Below are 16621 nucleotides of genomic sequence, written 5' to 3' on the forward strand. Positions count from 1 at the left end.
CTTTTTTTGAGCAGGAGTTGCCCCAGCGCTCAAACATGCGCAAAAAAGTTCACTGCCCTGTATGCGCATTCAGCCCCAGCACGTCGCCGCGCGGGTAGCCCCAGCCAGGCACCGCGAACGTGCAGCGGCCAGCCGACGCCCCAGGCGCCATCGACAGGGTCGAAAAATTCACGCCACCAGGCGGGCCGAAGCGGGCATCGGTGGCCAGGTCGTCCTGTACAGAGGGGGCACGGGCAAAGCGCAGCCAGGCGTCCACCCGGCAATCCCGTTGCTGCAGCGCGCGCAGCTGGGCGAGCGGCATGCTCTGTGCCCACTGCCAGGCGAGTGCCGCGGGTGCCGCTGGCGTCCCGGCGGCCGGGGCCGGGCCGGCGATGCGGGCCGGGCAGGATTGCGGTGGCATCAGCTCGGGCGCCAGGCTGATCAACCCGCGCCGCAGCCGCAGCTGGCCGGCCTGCCGGTCCAGCTCCACCGCCACGAACGACCAGCAAACCGGGTTGGCCGGAAACGCCGACATCGCCGCGTCCACCAGCTCGCCCTGTCGGGGCTGGGCGGCCACCAGCGCGCGCTCCGCACAGCCAGCCCCTGGCTCGCCACGAACAGCGCGGCCAGCGCAAGTCCCAGCCCCAGTGCGCTGCGGCCCCGCGCGCCGCTGCGCCATTGCAGCCAGGCGAGCGTCGTGCCGGCCAGCGCCAGCCCGGCCAGCGATCCCCACTGCAAGAAGCCGAGCGCCGTGAACAGGACCGGCAACGCCACCAGCAGCGCCAAGGCGACGCGCCGGGCCGTCCCCGGAACGGCCAGCACGGCAAGCGGGGCGCCGAGCACGATCCAGAAGACTGGCTCGACAATGAACACCATGTCGCCGTATAGCCAGCGCGCATCGAAAGGGAAAAAGGGATGCACGCCATACACGTTCAGGTAATCCATGGCCAGGTGCAGCGCCAGCCCGGCCGCGACCAGGCCCACGGTGGCGCCTGGCGTGGCCCGGCTTTCCCGCAACAGCGCGCGGGCGGCGGGCCACAGCCACAGCAGCGCCAGCAACAGTACCGCCTGCGGCAACAGGCCGGCCAGGGTATGCGTGTGGCCGCGATGTTGCAGCAGGTAGCCGAGCGGCTGCGGCGCCAGTGGCGTCAACACCAGGTCGAGGTCGGGGAAATTGCTGGCCACCCAGCACGACACCAGGAGGAGCCGGTGGCGGGTGCGGGCGCGCCCGGGATCGGGCTCGGGCGCGAGACTGCGGTCGACAAGTTCTGCCAGGGCGAGGCCGGCGAGCGAGTGGCTGATGTTATCCATCCCGCAATATTACCGGTCCGGTGGCGGCGGGTGACAGGCCCCCGGGGCGGATGGCCTTGGCGGATGCGTCAGGGCCGCGTCGCGCCGCATGGGCACGGTGTGCCCTAGGCGTCCTGCTTGTTACGCTCCAGCACGAATGCCGCCACCACGCCCACGAAGCCTTCCGGCAGCACGAGCTCGTGGCAGCGCGCCGGCAGCGCCAGTCCGCTCCACTCGGTGAGCTGGCGGCCGTGGCATTTCAGGCGCGCCTCGTGCTCGGTCCACGCGCGCGCCAGCAAGGCGGGGCGCCGCTCGGGCGCGCTGGCTTCGAGCAGATCCAGCACGTGCGGCGGCAGGTAGTCGCGCGCCACCTGGCGCCAGTCCGGCGCCTCCTGCACCCGCATCAGGTCCACCCCCGCCAGGCCGCGCGTGTGAATCGCCGCCACCGACAACGGGCCGTCATGGCTGATCGAGATCCCGGGCGGCGTCATGCCCGCCGCGCCCAGAAACGACACGGCAGGCGCACGGCCGGCCGAAAAATGGATCATGATCTGGTCCACCGCCAGCCCGTACAGCTGGGCCAGCGCCTCGCACAGCGCCTGCCGGGTGCGGCGCCGCGCCGCCTGCCGCTCGCCATCGCCCCGCACGCCGATCACATACAGGCCGTCTTCCCGTGGCGCCAGCTGTGCCGGCCACCATGCCACATCCACTGGCGCTTCCATCATGACCTCGCCAGCGCGGCCGGAAGGCCCGCCCAGCTGGTCGCGGCCGGAATGTGCTCGCCCTTCATCACCAGCGTGAGCGGACCAAGGCGTGCATTGTCGCCCACCCGCGCGCTGTACAGCACGGCGCTCCTTGGGCCCAGGTACACGCGGCTGCCGATGTCCACGTGGTCGATCTTCATCACGCGGTCCTCGAACAGGTGCGTCTGCGGGCACGACAGCGCATTCAGTTCGCTGTAGTCGCCAATGTTCACGCAGTCGAATTCGGTGATGTCGGTCGTATCCATGTACACCCCGCGGCCGATGCGGCAGCCCAGCAGCCAGAACGCCAGTGGCAGCCAGGGCGTGCCGCGCAGGTAGCGCATGAAGTTGGGCACCGCGATGCCCTCGTACAGGTTGGTCACGCCTTCGGACAGCCACACGAACGGCGTCCACATCGGCGCGGCGCGCTTGCGGTAGCGGCCCAGCAGCACCCACTTGAGCAGCGCCACCAGCAGGTAGTTGCCCACGCCGTAGGCCAGGCCGACCAGCGCCAGGTCCAGTACCACCTCGCCCCAGCGGCCGGCGCCGGCAATCGGCATCAGGTCCAGCACCACAGTGTAGCCGACCGCGATCACCACCGCATGCGGCGCGACGATGCGAAATCCCTCGACCAGCGCGCGGCCCAGCCGGCGCAGCGGCGACGGCCGGTAGGTCAGTTTTTCCGGGTAGCCGCTGACCTGCTCGCGCGCCGGCAGGTGGATCGGGGGCGAACCCAGCCAGGTGTCGCCGCTCTTCATCTGCGCGTTGCCCGGCGCGTGCGTGTGCACGCCCACCAGCACGTGCTCGGGCAGCACGGTGCCGTCCGGGATGTAGCTGCCGTTGCCGACGAAACTGCGGTGCGACACCACGGTCGGCTGCATCGTCATCCAGCCGCCGTCGATCTGTTCGTCGCCCAGCATCACGGCGTCGGCGATGAAGGTTTCGTCGCCGAGCGTGAGCATGTCGGGGACCACGCCGAGCGCGGTCGAGATCTCGGCGCCGCGCCCGACCTTGGCGCCCAGCAGCCGGTACCAGAACGGCGCGAACACGGTCGCGTAGATCCCGTGCAGCACGTTCAGGCTCGATTCCTGGATGTGGCTGACCAGCCACTTGGCGCAGTAGGTCCTGCTGTGGATCGGCGAGCGCCCCGGCGAAAGGCGCGGCAGCGCGCCCCAGCGGATCGCGGCCGAGACCAGCGCCGTGAGCACGATCAGCACCGCGCTGGCCGGGAACGCCAGCACGAAGTAGCGCGCCAGCTGGATCGTCACGCTCGAACCCTGCAGCCAGTGCAGCTTGTCCTGCTCGTCGAACCAGTCGATCAGCACGAAACTCGGGAACACCGGCATGAAGAACAGGGTGGCCACCGCCACCATGCCGGTGACGAAGAACAACGCCTCGGCCGCCAGCCGCGCCGTCGACACGCACGGGCGCGGCGGCAGGCTGGCCGGATCGAATGCGCCCGCATCCACCGCGGGCGAGCCGCTCCACACGCGCCCATCCGGCACGCCGGCGCCATCGGCCAGGGCGGACTGGCCCTCCAGGTGACCCTGCCGGCCCACGCGCGTGTTCCCTTCCAGGATCGCGTACGAGGCCACGCAGGCGTCGTCGTCCAGGCGAATCGCGCCCAGGCGCAGCCAGCCGCGCTCCACGCGCGCGTTCTCGAAGTTGACCGCGTTGCCGACGCTGACGTTGTCGCCGATCGACAGCAGCTCCGGCGCGCGCAGCGTCATCGATCCGATCACCACGTCGCGCCCGACCTTGGCGCCAAGCGCGCGCAGCCACCAGTTGTACAGCGAGGACCCCGACAGCAGGTAGCTCGGCGCCGACTCGACCAGGCGGTCGGCCAGCCACCAGCGGTAATAGGTCACGCCCCACAGCGGGTAAGAGCCCGGCTTCAGGCGGCCGGCCACCAGCCACTTGCCCGCGATCGCCACCGCGAACTCCATCAGCGTGGCGAGCAGGAACACGACGATCGAGGCGGCGATCGCGCGCGCCACCGAGTCGCCCGGGTCGCCGGTCAGGAAGTGGTAGGTGAAGAATGGCGCCAGCCACTGCGCCATGCGCAGCGTGACCAGGCCGGGCACCGCGGCCAGCTGCGCCAGCCCGCACAGCCAGCGCTTGCCTGCCGGCGGCGGCGTCCATTCTTCCTGCGCGCTGCCGGTGCCGGACGACTCGCCCAGGGCGGCGGCAATCAGGCCGATTTTGCGCTGCTGGTAGATGTCGCGCACGGTCATGTGCGCAAAGCGCGGATCGGCGCGCAGGCTCGATGCCAGGCGCGCCGCAAAGAACGAGTGGCCACCCAGGTCGCTGAAGAAGTCCAGCTCGCGCCGGATCGGCTGGCCCGGGAACAGCTTCCCGAGCGCGGCGAACAGCGCTTCCTCGGCCGGCGTCTCGGGAATGTCCGAGTCGGCCGCGTCGCCCGCCGGCGGCGCCGACAGCGGCATCGCCTTGAGCGCCTTGCGGTCGATCTTCCCGGAGGTCAGGCGCGGCATCTCGGCCAGCTGCTCGAAACGGCTGGGCACCATGTACGGCGGCAGCCGCGTGGCCAGCTGCTGGCGCAAGGCGGAGGGCGCCAGCGCAGCTTCGCTCGCGCCGTGCTTGGGCACCAGGTAGGCCACCAGCCGGTCGATGCCGTCGTCGCGGCGCAGCAGCACGGCAGTCGTGCCCACGCCTTCCAGTTGCGCCAGCACCGCTTCGATCTCGCCGAGTTCGACCCGGAACCCGCGGATCTTGACCTGGTCGTCGGTCCGGCCCAGGCACACCACCTCGCCATCGTCCAGGATGCGCGCCAGGTCGCCGGTGCGGTACAGGCGCGCGTCGTGCGCGCCAACGGACCAGGGGTTGGGCAGGAATTTTTCGGCGGTCAGGTCGGGACGGCCCAGGTAGCCGGCGGCCAGGCCCGGGCCGGTGATGCACAGTTCGCCCGTCTCGCCGCGCGGCAGCAGCGCCAGCGTGCCCGGCTCGCCGCCAGCCGCGATCACCAGCAGCCCATAGTTGGGCAGCGGCTTGCCGATCGTGACCGGGCGTCCCGGCGCCAGCCGCGCCAGGCTGGCCGACACCGTGGCCTCGGTCGGGCCGTAGGTGTTGAACATCTGGCGCCCGGGCCGCGCGTAACGCTCGACCACGGTCTCGGGGCACATCTCGCCGCCCAGGTTAATCAGGCGCAGCGACGGCACGTCCTGCGCGAACAGCGCCAGCAGGGTCGGCACCGCGTGCAGCACCGTGACCCGGTTCTCGTCCAGCAGGCGCGGCAGCGCTTCCGGGTCGCCGGCCGCCTCGCGCGGGCCGATCCACAGCGTGGCGCCGACCAGGTACGAGATCCAGATCTCCTCGAACGACATGTCGAACGCCACCGAAAAGCCCTGGTACACCCGGTCGCTCTCGCGCACGCCCAGCACTTCGTTTTCGCTGCGCAGGAAGTGGCAGATGCTGCGCTGGCTGATCAGGATGCCTTTCGGCTTGCCGGTCGAACCCGACGTGTAAATGACATAGGCCGGCGCATCCGGCGACACCGCGCCGCGGCGCTGCGCCACGAAGCCGGGCGGCGGCGCGGCCAGCAGGTCTTCGGCGGTGAACAGCGGGCGGTCCAGCTGCGCCAGCTGCGGCGCCATGCCGGTGCTGCTGACCAGACCAGCGGCCCTGGCGTCTTCCATGCACACCAGCAGCCGCTCGGCCGGTGTGTCGGCATCCACCGGCAGCCAGGCGGCGCCGGCCTTGGCGATTGCCGCCTGCATGACCAGCAGTTCGATCCCGCGCGGCAGCCACAGGCCCAGGATGTCGCCGGGCCGGATGCCGGCCTCGAGCAGGCGCGCCGCGGCCAGGCCGGCCAACCGGTCCAGTTCGGCATAGGTGATCTGGCGCTCGCCCTCGATCAGCGCAATCTGGCCGGGCACGCGCCGGGCGGTCGCTTCGAGCAGGTCAGCAAGGATTTCTTCGCGCAGCAGTTCGGGCTGCGCCGGGCCGTACAGCACTTCAGGATGCCGTTCTGCAAGGGTGAGGTCACTCATCAACGGCGAGGAATTTGAAACAGGCACATCCGTGAGAGCGTACAGCATTTCGCTCGCACGTGAGGCTTGCCCGCGGACTTTTTCTTCTACAAGCATGTTTTAGAGAATTTTTTGATCTAGATCAAGAATACGAATCTGACATCAGGCTTACACTGCGGCACTTTCAGTGCTCCAGGGCAATAAGGATAGTTGTGCGCGAAAACATGCCGGTGACGGCGACCGAGTACCTGCTGCGGGACGGGCAGTGCATCGTGTCCAAGACCGACACCAAGGGGCGCATCACCTACGTCAACCCCACCTTCGTCGAGGTGAGCGGCTTTTCGGAACAGGAGGTGCTGGGCAAGGCGCACAACATCGTGCGCCACCCGGACATGCCCCCCGAAGCCTTCGCCGACCTGTGGAAAACGCTCCAGGCCGGCCAGCCGTGGACCGGACTGGTGAAAAATCGTCGCAAGAATGGCGATTTCTATTGGGTTGTTGCCAATGTGGTACCGGTGCGCGAAGGTGCGCGCACGGTTGGCTATATGTCGGTACGCACCAAGCCGGCGCGCGAGCAGGTCGAAGCCGCCGACGCGCTGTACCGCCGGATGCGCGCGACGCCGAACCACGGCATCGTCCTGCGCAATGGCAAGGTCGCGCCCACCGGGCTGCGGGCGCGGATTGCCGCCTTGCGCGGCCTGCCGTTCAGCGACCGGCTCGCGCTCCTGATGGGCGGCCAGGCCGCGCTGATGGCTGCGCTGGCCGTGGCCGCCGGCGACACGCTGTGGCGCGTGCTCGCGGCACTCGGCGCGGCCGTGACGCTGGCGGCGTGGTACGACTTGCGGCGCAGCCTGGTGCGGCCGCTCGCCGCCGCCACCGACGCCTTGTACGCGATGGCCGGCGGCGACCTGGGTCACGCCTGCCCGCAGGGCGGCAGCGACGACATCGGCCGGCTGCTGGCCGCCTTGCGCCAGCTGAACGTGAACCTGACCGCGCTGGTGGGCGACGTGCGCGTGAACGTGCGCTCGATCGAGGGCGCGATGCGCGACATCGCGGCCGGCAACGCCGACCTGGCCTCGCGCACCGAGTCGCAGGCCGCCAGCCTGGAACAGACCGCCGCCAGCCTGCAGCAGATCGCGGCGGCGGCAGGGCAGGCTACCGAAAGCGCGCGCCGCGCCGACGAGATGGTCAGCGGCGCGGCCGGGGTGGCCAGCCGCGGCGGCCAGGCGGTGGAGCGGGTCGGCGCCACGATGGGCCGCATCAGCACCTCGGCCAGCCGCATCGTGGACATCATCGCGCTGATCGACGGGATCGCGTTCCAGACCAACCTGCTGGCGCTGAACGCCTCGGTGGAGGCGGCCCGGGCAGGCGAGGGCGGACGCGGTTTCGCGGTAGTGGCGGACGAGGTGCGCGCGCTGGCCCAGCGTTCGGCCGGCGCCGCGCGCGAGATCAAGGCGCTGATCGAGGAGTCGGCCATGCAGGTCGAGCAGGGCAGCGCGCTGGTGGACGAAGCCGGGCGCACCATGCGCGACGTGGTGGTGGCGGTGCAGGGCGCGGTGGCGGTCATGAACGACATCAGCCGCGCCAGCGCCGAGCAGCACGACGGCATCGACCAGGTCAACGCGGCCATGGGCGGGCTCGATACGATCACGCGCCAGAACGCCGCGCTGGTCGAGGAATCGGCGATGTCCTCATCCAGCGTTGCCGAAGACGCAACACGGCTGGTGCGGGCGGTCGCGCTGTTCAAATTGGCGGAAGAAGGTTACATGCCGACTCCGAGTCCGACATATTTGATGCACGTCAAGGAACTGGCTGAGCCGGATCAATAAACTTTTACATAATCGACCCGAGCCGCACCCTGCGGCCGGCATCCAGCAGGAGCCTCCCACAAATGCACTCAAACGTCATCCCGGTCGCGGCCAGCCCGTCGTATTCGGCCGCCTACCAGTCGGTTGAATTCGATGCAGAGCTCCTTGGCCGGCTGGCCAAGTCGGGTCCCCGCTATACCTCGTATCCGACCGCCGACCGTTTTTCCGAGTCGTTCGGCTACCGCGATTACCTGCAGGCGGTGGCCGGCGTGCGCACCCGGGGCGGCGCCAAGCCGCTGTCGCTGTACCTGCACATCCCGTTCTGCGACACCGTCTGCTACTACTGCGCCTGCAACAAGATCGTCACCAAGAACCGCGAAAAGGCCGCCACCTACCTCGCCTACCTCAAGCGCGAAGTGGAGATGCAGGGCCTGCTGTTCTCGGGCATGAACGAGGTCGAGCAGCTGCACTTCGGCGGCGGCACCCCGACCTACCTGTCGGATGCCCAGATGGGCGAGCTGATGGCGCACCTGCACCGGCTGTTCCGCTTCGCGCCGGACGGCGTGGGCGAATACTCGATCGAGGTGGACCCGCGCACGGTGACGCCCGAGCGCGTCCATTCGCTGCGCGAGCAGGGCTTCAACCGCATCAGCCTGGGCGTGCAGGACTTCGATCCCGAGGTGCAGAAGGCGGTCAACCGCATCCAGCCGGAAGCCGAGACCCGCTCGGTCATCGATGCCGCCCGCGGCGCCGGCTTCCGTTCGGTCAGCGTCGACCTGATCTACGGCCTGCCGCGCCAGACGCTCAAGACCATCGGCGAGACGCTCGACAAGGTCATCACCTGCAACCCGGATCGCATCGCGGTGTACCACTACGCGCACATGCCGCACCTGTTCAAGCCGCAGCGCCGCATCAATGAGTCCGAGCTGCCGTCCAGCGACGCCAAGCTGGCCATGCTCTCGCTGTGCATCGAGCGCCTGTCCAAGGCCGGCTACGTGTACATCGGCATGGACCACTTCGCCAAGCCGACCGACGACCTGGCGGTGGCGCAGCAGCAGGGCCGCCTGCACCGCAATTTTCAGGGCTATTCGACCCACTCGGACACCGACCTGGTCTCGTGCGGCGTGTCGGCGATCAGTTCCGTGGGCGCCACCTACAGCCAGAACGTCAAGACGCTCGACGCCTACTACGACCTGCTCGACTGTAACGAGTTGCCGATCGCGCGCGGCATCCGCATGACGATGGACGACGCGCTGCGCCGCACCCTGATCCAGAAGCTGATGTGCCAGTTCGAAGTGTCCATCCCGGCGCTCGAGCAGGCCTTCCCGATCCAGTTCGACGAGTACTTCGAGAGCGAGCTGGCGCAGCTGCGCGAGCTCGAACGCGATGGGCTGGTGACGCGTGACGCCGAATGGATCACGGTGTCCATGAAGGGCCGCCTGTTGATCCGCAACGTGTGCATGGTGTTCGACCGCTACCTGGCCTCGCGCGGCAACGGGCCGCGCCACTCGCAGACCATCTGAGCGGCGCATGGCCGGCATCAACCTGTTCCCCATGTTCATGGTGGGCCTGCTCGGCAGCGTCCACTGCGGCGCCATGTGCGGCGGCATCGTGAGCGCGCTCTCGCTCGCGCCGGCGCGCGCGGGCACGCCCGCGTTCCCGGTGCCGGTGCGCACGGTGACGCTGCAGTCCAGCCTGCCCAACGTGTTCGCCTACAATGCCGGCCGCATCGGCAGCTACATGATCGCCGGCGCGCTGGCCGGTGGCGCCGCCGGCAGCGCGCGCGCTCTCGCCGGGCTGCCGGCGCTGCAGGCGGGCGGCTTCTGGCTCGCCAACCTCATGCTCGTCGCGCTCGGCCTGTACCTGATGGATGCCTGGCGCGGCCTGGCCTGGCTGGAGCAGGGCGGACGCGCGCTGTGGCGCCACGTGCAGCCGCTGATGCGCCGGGTCGGCCCGCCCGACACCCCGGCCAAGATGCTCGCCACCGGCTTCCTGTGGGGCTGGCTGCCCTGCGGGATGGTGTACAGCGCGCTGGTGACGGCCATGCTGACCGGCTCCGGGACTGCCGGCGCCTCGGTGATGCTGGCGTTCGGCCTTGGCACGCTGCCGATGCTCGTTGCGCTGGGCGCGGCCGGGGCCCAGGTGCGCGCCTTCCTGGCGCGGCGCGCGGTGCGCGTGGCCAGCGGGGTGGTGGTGCTCGGTTTCGGCGTGCTGGGCCTGGTGCGCGCGGCCGGCGGCCTGCCGCAAAGCTGGCTGCACACCCTGTGCATCACGCCGGGAGTGGGCGCGTGAACGCGGTCCCGAAACCGGTGGCGTGCTTCCACTGCGGCGAGCCGGTGCCGGCCAACAGCCGCTGGGAGGTGGACATCGACGGCAAGCCGCGCCCGATGTGCTGCCCCGGCTGCGCAGCCGCCGCCCAGGCCATCGCCGACGGCGGCTTTGCCGACTATTACAGCACCCGTACCGAATACGCCGCGCGCCAGGAAGACGTGGCCGCCGATGCGCCCGAGCTGGCCCTGTACGACGAGGATCCGCAAGCCACCGAGGCCGTGTTCTCGGTCGAAGGCATGCGCTGCGCGGCCTGCGTGTGGCTGATCGAGCGGCGCCTGGCGCACCTGCCGGGCGTGGCCGAGGTGGCGCTGAACGTGGCCACCGAGCGCCTGCGCGTGCGCTGGGAGAGCGGCCAGTGCAAGCCCAGCGACATCGTGCGCGCGGTGCGCGCGATCGGCTACGGCGCCTATCCTTACGACGCCAAGCAGCATGGCGAGCAGCTCGAACGCGCCCGCAAGAAGCTGTTCCGCCAGCTGTTCATCGCGGGCCTGGCGATGATGCAGGTGATGATGTATGCGGTCCCGGTGTACATGGCCACCGACGGCACCATGGACGCCAGCATGGAGGCGCTGATGCACTGGGCCTCGTTCGCGCTGACCGTGCCGGCCGTGTTCTATTCGGCCCAGCCGTTCTTCCGCGGCGCCTGGCTCGACCTCAAGCGCGGCATGCCGGGCATGGACGTGCCGGTTGCGCTGGGCATCGGCGCGGCCTTCGCGGGCAGCGTGTGGGCGCTGGTGACGCGCGCGGGCGAGGTGTACTTCGACTCGATCACGATGTTCATCTTCCTGCTGCTGGGCAGCCGCTATTTCGAGCTCGGTGCGCGCCGCAAGGCCGCGCGCGCGCTCGAGGGACTGCAGCGGGCGCTGCCGGCGTCGGCGCTGCGCATGCCCGGTTTTCCGGCCGAGCGCGCGACCGAGCTGGTGGCGGCCGGCGCCTTGCTGCCGGGCGACCTGATCCTGGTGCAGCCAGGGCAGGCGGTGGCGGCCGACGGCGTGATCGTCGAGGGCGCCACCGAGGTGGACCTGGCGCTGTTGACCGGCGAGAGCCGCACCCAGCGCAAACAGGCCGGCGACGAGCTGCCGGGCGGCGCGGTCAACGCAGCGCAGGCGATCGTGCTGCGCGTGACCACCGCCGCGCGCGACAGCACGCTGGCGCTGCTGGTGCGCCTGGTGGAACGGGCAGGGCAGGGCAAGCCGCAGCTGGCGCTGTGGGCCGACAAGGTCGCCGCCTGGTTCGTGGCCGCGTTGCTGGTGCTGACCGTGATCGTGTTCGCGGCCTGGCACGTCATCGACCCGTCGCGCGCCTGGGCGGCCGCGATCGCCGTGCTGGTGGTCTCGTGCCCGTGCGCGCTGTCGCTGGCCACGCCCACTGCGCTGGCGGCGGCCACCGACCGCCTGCTGCGCCGCGGCGCGCTCGCCGTGCAGCCGCACGTGCTCGAGACGCTGGCGCGCGCCACCCATGTCGTGTTTGACAAGACCGGCACCCTGACGCTGGGGCGTCCGGAACTGCGCCGCACGGTGGCGCTGGGCGCGGCGGGCGAAGGGGAATGCCTGCAGCTGGCCGGCGCGCTCGAGGCGGCCAACGCGCACCCGATCGCGCTGGCGCTCCGCGCCGCGGCCGGTCCGGTGGCGGCGGCGGCGCAGGAACTGGAATATGTGGTCGGCGAGGGTGTCGAAGGAACGATCGCGGGCGTGCGCTACCGGCTGGGCAGCGCGGCGTTCGCGGCAGGTTTGGCGGGGAGCCAAGAGCCGGCGGGTGGCGATACCGGCGCCACCCGCGTCTGGCTCGCTACACGGGGCCGCTGGCTGGCCCGGTTCGAGCTGGCCGACGGCTTGCGGCCTGAAGCGCGCGAGATCGTGCGCCGCTTCCACCAGGCCGGCAAGACGGTGGTGCTGCTCTCCGGCGACCAGCAGGAAGCGGCCGCCGCCGTGGCTGCCGAGCTCGGCATCGACGAGGCGCTGGGCGGGCAGTTGCCACAACAAAAGCTCGACTACGTGCGCGCTTTGCAGCAAAATGGCGCGGTGGTCGCGATGGTGGGCGACGGCGTCAACGACGCGGCGGTGCTGCGCGGCGCGGACGTGTCGTTTGCCATGGGCAACGGCGCGGCGCTGGCCCAGTTGAATGCCGATTGCGTGCTGCTCGGCGATGGCCTGGGGCCGCTGGCCGATGCCGCCGATACCGCGCGCCGCACCCTTGCCGTGATCCGCCAGAACCTGGCCTGGGCCACGGTGTACAACCTGGCCGCCATCCCGGCCGCCGCCTTCGGGCTGCTCAATCCCTGGCTGTCCGGTATCGGCATGGCGGCCAGCTCCGCCCTTGTGGTGGGCAACGCATTACGCCTCAGAAGGGGAAAGTGATCATGGAAGCGCTGTATTTACTCGTGCCGCTCAGCATCATCACGGTGGGCATTGCGATCTGGGTGTTCTTTGGCGCGTCCGACAGCGGCCAGTTCGACGACCTCGAAGGGCCGGCCATGCGCATTTTGCGCGACGACGACCGGGCGTGACGGCCCCGTTCGAACCTGACGTACCCGGCACGCTTGGTTTGAACGCGTGGGCAGAATCTGCCCACCCTACAAGAGCGCGCCACGGGTAGGGTGGGCAGGTCTGCTGCCCACGCGTCCAGCGAACCGCGGCGTCGCCTCTCAGATCTGCGGCGGCCGCCCCGTGGCCCGCATCTGCTTCTTCTCCAGCCGCTCCTGGCATTCGATGCAGGTCTGCACTGTCGGCGTGGCCAGGAGGCGCTGCTCTGCAATCTCGCGCCCGCACTCGACACAGATCCCGTAGCCGCCCGATTCCAGCCGCCCCAGCGCGGCGTCGATCTCGTGCAGCAGCGCGCTCTCGTGGTCGGCCAGGTGCTCCTCGTTGTGGCTGATCATCTCGGCCTGCGGCCGGTCCTCGTTTTGCGCCGTGTGCGCGCCCGGGCCGATGGCAGGGTCGTCACCATACACCCGCGCGCGCACCGCGCCCAGCAGGTCCTCGCGGCTTTGGGTGAGCTTGCGTTCGACGTCGGCGTGAAGTTGCGGGGAAATAGGCATAAGAATCTTCCTGTGAGCAGTTAAAAACGGCATCCACCGAGTGTGGCGGGCCGGCCTGTCACGATCCTTGATGCACTTCAAATTCGCGTTCGCAAAATAGGGGAACTAAAGGCAGTCACATTGTTGCATGGGGACACATTCCCATAACTCAAGTGTTGCCGAACAATTTGATTCACATCAAGGATTTTTGCGATGCGGAAAACTACTCTCCTACCGTCATCTTTTTGAATCCTTTCAGGAGAGCATCTTGGACAGCAGTCTAAACTATAACTACAAGATCGTGCGCCAGTTTGCGATCGCCACCGTCCTCTGGGGCGTGGTCGGTATGCTGGTGGGCGTCTTCATCGCGGCCCAGCTCGCATGGCCCGCATTGAACTTCGACACCCCGTGGCTGACCTATGGTCGCCTGCGTCCGCTGCACACGAACGCCGTGATTTTCGCGTTCGGCATCAGCGGTCTGTTTGCCACTTCGTACTGGGTTGTCCAGCGTACCTGCCAGGTGCGCCTGTTCTCCGACAAACTGGCCGCCTTCACCTTCTGGGGCTGGCAGCTGGTGATCCTGTGCGCGGCCGTGTCGCTGCCGCTGGGCTACACCCGCGGCAAGGAATACGCCGAGCTGGAATGGCCGATCTCGATCCTGATCGCGGTGGTGTGGGTTGCCTACGCAGTGGTGTTCTTCGGCACCATCATCAAGCGCAAGGTCCAGCACATCTACGTGGCCAACTGGTTCTTCGGCGGCTTCATCCTGGCCGTGGCCATCCTGCACATCGTCAACGGCATGTCGATGCCGGCTTCGTTCATGAAGTCGTACTCGATGTACGCCGGCGTGCAGGACGCCATGATCCAGTGGTGGTACGGCCACAACGCGGTGGGCTTCATCCTGACCGCGGGCTACCTGGGCATGGTGTACTACTTCATCCCGAAACAGGCCGAGCGCCCGGTGTACTCGTATCGCCTGTCGATCGTGCACTTCTGGGCCCTGATCTTCACCTACATGTGGGCCGGTCCTCACCACCTGCACTACACCGCGCTGCCTGACTGGACCCAGTCGCTGGGCATGGTGTTCTCGCTGATCCTGCTGGCACCGTCGTGGGGTGGCATGATCAACGGCATCATGACGCTGTCGGGCGCCTGGTACAAGCTGCGTTCCGACCCGATCCTGAAGTTCCTGATCGTCTCGCTGTCGTTCTACGGCATGTCGACCTTCGAAGGCCCGATGATGTCGATCAAGACCATCAACTCGCTGTCGCACTACACCGACTGGACCGTCGCCCACGTGCACGCCGGCGCCCTGGGCTGGGTCGGCTTCATCACCATGGGTTCGATCTACTACCTGATCCCGCGTCTGTCGGGCAAGAAGCAGATGTACAGCGTCGGCCTGATCGACCTGCACTTCTGGCTGGCCACCATCGGCATCGTGCTGTACATCGCCTCGATGTGGATTGCCGGCGTGATGCAGGGCCTGATGTGGCGCGCAGTGAACCCGGACGGCACCCTGACCTACACCTTCGTCGAAGGCGTCAAGGCCACCTTCCCGTACTACGTGATTCGCGTGACCGGCGGCTCGCTGTACCTGACCGGCATGCTGATCATGGCCTTCAACACCTGGAAGACCATGAGCGGCACCAAGTCGGTGGACCAGCCGATCCCGGCACTGAAACCGCATGACCACGCCGCTGACACCAGCGCCGCCGTCCACGCTTGAAGCAGGAGAGAAGCATGAAATTTTCGCATGAGTGGATCGAGAAGAACGCCGCGCTCTTGATCGGTCTGATTATCCTGGTCGTCTCGGTGGGCGGCCTGGTCGAGATCGTCCCGCTGTTCTTCCAGCATTCGACCACCGAACCGGTGGCCGGCTTGAAACCGTACTCGCCGCTGCGCCTGGCCGGCCGCGACATCTACATCCGCGAAGGCTGCTACAACTGCCACTCGCAGATGATCCGTCCGTTCCGCGCCGAGACCGAGCGCTACGGCCACTACTCGGTCGCCGGTGAATACGTGTACGACCACCCGTTCCAGTGGGGCTCCAAGCGCACCGGCCCGGACCTGGCGCGCGTGGGCACCCGCTACTCGGACGAGTGGCACCGCACCCACCTGAACAACCCGCGTGACGTGGTGCCGGAATCGAACATGCCGGCCTACCCGTGGCTGTCGCAGAACAAGCTGAACCCGGCCGACATCGTGCCGAAGATGCATGCGATGCAGCGTATCGGTGTGCCTTACACCGAGCAGGAAATCAAGGATGCGCCGACCGAACTGGCCGACAAGACCGAACAGGACGCGCTGATCGCCTACCTGCAGGGCCTGGGCACCCAGATCAAGACGAGGAACTGAGATGGGTATTTTCGACACCGCGAGCAGCGTGATGACGGTCATCTCGTTCATCACCTTCATCGGAATCATCTGGTGGGCGTTCACGCCCGCCAACCGCGGCAACTTCGAGCAGGCGGCCAGCCTGCCGTTCGCCGAGGACGACAAGGCAGCAGGGGAGAGTGCACATGTCTGACTTTATTAACGAGTTTTGGAATTACTACGTCGCGCTGATCACCATCGCGAGTATCGCCGGCTGCGCGATCCTGCTGTGGACCCAGTCGCGCTTCAAGGTCAAGCTGGACGAGAACGGCAAGCCGCAGGCCACCACCGGCCACGTCTGGGACGAGGATCTGTCCGAGCTGAACACCCCGATGCCGCGCTGGTGGATGATCATGTTCTGGCTGACCATCATCTTTGGTCTGGTCTACCTGGCCCTGTACCCGGGCCTGGGCAGCTACGCCGGCAAACTGGGCTGGAAATCGACGGCCGAGTACCAGGACGAGCTGAAAAAGGCTGACGCCGAATACGGCCCGCTGTTCGCCAAGTACGCCAGCCAGGACCTGAAGGCAGTGGCCGCGGACCCGCAGGCCCACGCCATCGGTGAGCGCCTGTTCCTGACCTACTGCGCGCAGTGCCACGGCTCGGACGCCCGCGGCAACAAGGGCTTCCCGAACCTGACCGACAACGACTGGCTGTACGGCGGCGCGCCGGAAACCATCAAGGAGACCATCATGAACGGCCGCCACGGCCAGATGCCCTCGATGGCTGCCGCGCTCGGTTCTGACAGCGACGTCGAAGCTGTGGCACACTATGTGCGCAGCCTGTCGGGTCTGACTGCCGACCCGGTCAAAGTCGCCTACGGCAAACCGAAATTTGCCGCCTGCGCCGCCTGCCATGGCATGGATGCGCACGGCAACCAGATGATCGGTGCGCCGAACCTGACCGACAAGACCTGGCTGTACGGTGGCAGCGCCGAAACGATCATGGAAACCATCCGCAAGGGCCGTAACAACACCATGCCGGCGTGGGGTGAGTTCCTGGGCGAGAAGAAGGTGCATGTCCTGGCTGCCTATGTCTGGAGCCTGTCGAACAACAACCCGGCGCAAGCCGCAGCAGCACCTGCAGCACAATAAA

Annotated in this window: 14 protein-coding genes; 9 read left to right on the top strand and 5 right to left on the bottom strand. The window is 68.3% G+C overall.

The window, feature by feature from the left end:
* Positions 1–49 precede the first annotated feature (49 nt).
* The 4 genes from NX773_RS05910 to NX773_RS05925 all read right to left on the bottom strand — a co-directional run bounded on the left by NX773_RS05910 (position 50) and on the right by NX773_RS05925 (position 6019).
* Positions 50–514 (bottom strand): hypothetical protein, encoded by a 465-nt coding sequence (locus NX773_RS05910; RefSeq protein ID WP_258855394.1) that lies wholly within the window; start codon positions 512–514, stop codon positions 50–52.
* Positions 421–1290, bottom strand: a complete 870-nt coding sequence (locus tag NX773_RS05915) for a metal-dependent hydrolase (RefSeq protein ID WP_258855395.1) — start codon at positions 1288–1290, stop codon at positions 421–423. The genes NX773_RS05910 and NX773_RS05915 overlap by 94 nt, the downstream gene beginning before the upstream one ends.
* 104 nt (positions 1291–1394) lie before the next feature.
* The gene (locus NX773_RS05920) at positions 1395–1994 is read right to left on the bottom strand and encodes a 4'-phosphopantetheinyl transferase family protein (RefSeq protein ID WP_258855396.1); all 600 of its coding nucleotides are present in this window, start codon (positions 1992–1994) and stop codon (positions 1395–1397) included.
* The gene (locus NX773_RS05925) at positions 1991–6019 is read right to left on the bottom strand and encodes a Pls/PosA family non-ribosomal peptide synthetase (RefSeq protein ID WP_258855397.1); all 4029 of its coding nucleotides are present in this window, start codon (positions 6017–6019) and stop codon (positions 1991–1993) included. The genes NX773_RS05920 and NX773_RS05925 overlap by 4 nt, the downstream gene beginning before the upstream one ends.
* A gap of 191 nt (positions 6020–6210) precedes the next feature.
* On the opposite strand from NX773_RS05925, the gene NX773_RS05930 reads away from it, so the two are divergent.
* The 5 genes from NX773_RS05930 to ccoS all read left to right on the top strand — a co-directional run bounded on the left by NX773_RS05930 (position 6211) and on the right by ccoS (position 12643).
* On the top strand, positions 6211–7827 hold the full coding sequence (locus NX773_RS05930; RefSeq protein ID WP_258855398.1) for a methyl-accepting chemotaxis protein: 1617 nt from the start codon (positions 6211–6213) through the stop codon (positions 7825–7827).
* Between the two features lie 62 nt (positions 7828–7889).
* A complete protein-coding gene (hemN, locus tag NX773_RS05935) occupies positions 7890–9329 on the top strand; it encodes an oxygen-independent coproporphyrinogen III oxidase (protein WP_258855399.1) in 1440 nt (479 codons plus the stop codon).
* Positions 9330–9336: 7 nt separating this feature from the next.
* Positions 9337–10098 (top strand): sulfite exporter TauE/SafE family protein, encoded by a 762-nt coding sequence (locus NX773_RS05940; RefSeq protein WP_258855400.1) that lies wholly within the window; start codon positions 9337–9339, stop codon positions 10096–10098.
* A complete protein-coding gene (locus NX773_RS05945) occupies positions 10095–12494 on the top strand; it encodes a heavy metal translocating P-type ATPase (protein ID WP_258855401.1) in 2400 nt (799 codons plus the stop codon). The genes NX773_RS05940 and NX773_RS05945 overlap by 4 nt, the downstream gene beginning before the upstream one ends.
* A gap of 2 nt (positions 12495–12496) precedes the next feature.
* Positions 12497–12643, top strand: coding sequence for a cbb3-type cytochrome oxidase assembly protein CcoS (gene ccoS, locus NX773_RS05950; protein ID WP_258855402.1), 147 nt, complete (start codon positions 12497–12499; stop codon positions 12641–12643).
* A gap of 138 nt (positions 12644–12781) precedes the next feature.
* On the opposite strand, the gene NX773_RS05955 is transcribed toward ccoS, so the two are convergent.
* Positions 12782–13174 (bottom strand): TraR/DksA family transcriptional regulator, encoded by a 393-nt coding sequence (locus NX773_RS05955; RefSeq protein ID WP_258855403.1) that lies wholly within the window; start codon positions 13172–13174, stop codon positions 12782–12784.
* A gap of 247 nt (positions 13175–13421) precedes the next feature.
* Here NX773_RS05955 and ccoN point away from each other — a divergent pair, with 247 nt between their 5' ends.
* The 4 genes from ccoN to ccoP are packed head-to-tail and all read left to right on the top strand — an operon-like array spanning position 13422 to position 16620.
* Positions 13422–14879 carry a cytochrome-c oxidase, cbb3-type subunit I gene (gene ccoN / locus NX773_RS05960; RefSeq protein WP_258855404.1) on the top strand — a complete coding sequence of 486 codons (1458 nt, stop codon included), beginning with the start codon at positions 13422–13424 and terminating at the stop codon, positions 14877–14879.
* 14 nt (positions 14880–14893) lie between these two features.
* Positions 14894–15508: a cytochrome-c oxidase, cbb3-type subunit II gene (gene ccoO, locus NX773_RS05965; protein WP_258855405.1), complete on the top strand. Its 615-nt coding sequence runs from the start codon at positions 14894–14896 to the stop codon at positions 15506–15508.
* Between the two features lies 1 nt (position 15509).
* Positions 15510–15680: a cbb3-type cytochrome oxidase subunit 3 gene (locus NX773_RS05970; RefSeq protein ID WP_258855406.1), complete on the top strand. Its 171-nt coding sequence runs from the start codon at positions 15510–15512 to the stop codon at positions 15678–15680.
* Positions 15673–16620: a cytochrome-c oxidase, cbb3-type subunit III gene (gene ccoP, locus NX773_RS05975; RefSeq protein WP_258855407.1), complete on the top strand. Its 948-nt coding sequence runs from the start codon at positions 15673–15675 to the stop codon at positions 16618–16620. Before NX773_RS05970 ends, ccoP begins: the two co-directional genes overlap by 8 nt.
* Position 16621 lies beyond the last annotated feature (1 nt).

Origin of the sequence: Massilia solisilvae (genome assembly GCF_024753215.1) — a bacterium.
In the GTDB taxonomy this organism is placed as follows: domain Bacteria; phylum Pseudomonadota; class Gammaproteobacteria; order Burkholderiales; family Burkholderiaceae_D; genus Telluria; species Telluria solisilvae.